This window comes from Sphingomonas sp. FUKUSWIS1 (assembly GCF_000733135.1).
GTDB classification, from domain to species: Bacteria; Pseudomonadota; Alphaproteobacteria; order Sphingomonadales; family Sphingomonadaceae; genus Sphingomonas; species Sphingomonas aerolata.
Genome location: NZ_JPJC01000214.1, coordinates 6,779 through 8,957 on the forward strand (window position 1 = coordinate 6,779; position 2,179 = coordinate 8,957).

Annotated in this window: 1 protein-coding gene and 1 pseudogene; one reads left to right on the top strand and one right to left on the bottom strand. The window is 68.8% G+C overall.

Annotation, left to right across the window (positions count from 1 at the left end; translation table 11 throughout):
* Positions 1-602: pseudogene (locus tag sphsw_RS20515) on the top strand (glycoside hydrolase 43 family protein); the annotation flags it as partial.
* A gap of 18 nt (positions 603-620) precedes the next feature.
* Here sphsw_RS20515 and sphsw_RS13055 read toward each other — a convergent pair.
* Positions 621-2,179: NPCBM/NEW2 domain-containing protein (locus sphsw_RS13055; RefSeq protein WP_031440986.1), on the bottom strand; the 1,559-nt coding region annotated here is incomplete at its 5' end.

The window sequence follows — 2,179 nt, forward strand, 5'->3', positions numbered from 1 at the left end:
GGCTCGGGCTGCAATGGCAGTGGAATCATAATCCCGACCCGGACCGCTGGTCGCTTGCCGCACGCCCCGGCTGGCTGCGATTGCGCCCGACCGTGGCGAAACGCTTCTGGTCCGCGCGCAACACGCTGACGCAAAAGGGGCAGGGGCCCGCGAGCCGCGGCGAGGTGAAGCTTGATATCGCTCGTCTCGCGCCCGGCGATCGTTGTGGTTTCGGCACGCTGGGGCAGATCAGCGCGAACCTGACCGTGACACGCGACGCGAACCGCCGCGCCCGGATCGCGATGGAGGTGACGACGGACCGGGTCGAGGGGGCGCAGACCGAAACCCGTGCCACCACCGACCTGCCGCCGGGCGATACGGTGTGGCTGCGCACCGACATGGATTTCACGACGAGCCGGGGCCGGGTTGCCTATAGCGCGGACGGTGTTCGCTGGACCGGGCTCGGCGGTGACTTCCCGCTCGCCTTCGCATGGCAGACCGGCACGTTCCAGGGCGAGCAGTTCGCGCTGTTCTGCTACGCGCCCGCCCGCAGCACCGGCTGGATCGACATCGACAGCTTCCGCCTATCGCGACTGGCACCGGCTAGCGGCGCGCCACGATAGGCGAAGGCGGGTCGCGGTTTATCGCAGCAGCGCCGCCTCCGCCCAAGCGACGGGCTGCGCCGCGGTCGCGATGCTGCTGCGGGCGACCAGTTCGACGATCCGCACCCCCTTGATGTCCGCGCGCAGCGGCGCGGCGGCCATGCCGAACGCCATCGCCGGGGAGGTCGCGAGCAGGCGCCCGTCCCCCCAGACCTCGAACGTGACCGTGCCTGCCTTGGGGGTGCCGGAATCGTTGACGCCGACCTTCGTTGCGAAGCGCGTGAACCCGGCATTGCGCACCTCGAGACGCGACTGGCCGAGCACGCCGAGCCCCGTGTCGAAGTCCGTCCCGGCGATCCGCAACAGCTTGCCATAGGGTGCCCGGTCCGCCTCGGCCCCGCCCCAGCCGCCATATTGCGGATGCTCGCCCGGCCCGTGCGTGCCGATCCAGGGGGTGATCGAATGGTGGATGGTTGGATCGGCCTGGGGCGACGCCACCCCGTCGACCGCTGGATTGACGCGTCCGGTCTGTTCGGAAAGATAGAGCCCGTCGGCAAGGCGCCGGGTGCCCGCGGCGCGGAACACGCGCGTCTCGTGCGGGGCCAGCGACAGGGCCATATCCTTGCGGAAGCTGCTGTCCGCCTTGCTCCACAGGTCGCGCAACCGGACCTCGATATCGGGGCGCAGCTTGAGATGCTCGGCGGTCAGCGTCGCCTTGGCGGGCTGCGCGGTCCGGTTGACGACCGCGACGCCCTTGCTGCCGTCGGCCAGCGTCTTGACGAGGATCTGCGCCTCGTCCGAGTCATAGGCGAGCACCGCCTGGTTGCCGGCCGGGTCCTGGTTCAGCGCGACGATGTCGGCATTGCCGAAGATCGCGAGCAGATCGGGCGTCAGCTTGCGCAGGTCATAGCCGATGATCAGCGGCGAGTTCAGCATTGCCCAGAGCGTGAAATGCGCCCGCGCCTCGACGAGATGGCTGCGATCGAAATCACCCGACCCGATGAACAGCATGTCCGCATCGTTCCACGACCCGGGATGCGCATAGAGCGCGCGGTGCGTGACGGTGTCCATGTTGGTCAGCATGCGCGGCCAGAGCGGCTGGATGTCGTCGCTGGTGCGCGAGGTGTTGCCGACGTCCTTGCCCCAGGCCCGCACGTCGCCCGCGCCCCAGAGGCACAGCGAATAGACATAGGGACGTCCCGCCGCCTCGGCGCGGATCGCCGCCCCGACATCTTCGTAGAGGCGGCGGATACCCGCCACGTCGGACCGGCCGAGCGACTGCATGTCGACCAGCGGCGGCAGCGCGCGATACAGGCCCGATCGCACGCGCGGCGCATCCGCGGGCAGCCCCCGGATACCGCAGGCATCGACCGTGATGAAATCGAAATTCCAGTCGCGGAAATAGGTCTTCATGTCCTGATCGACATGGCCGTAGAGCCCGACTTCGCGTTCGGCGACGCTGCCTTCGGGCTGGTTCTTGAAATCGGGGGTGTAGATCTGTCCGCAGCTGTTGCGGCCGATGTCCGAATAGATCCCGGCCTTCAGCCCCATCGAGTGGAGCCGGTCGGTGAGCGGGCGGAAGCTCGTGTCGGGGCCGG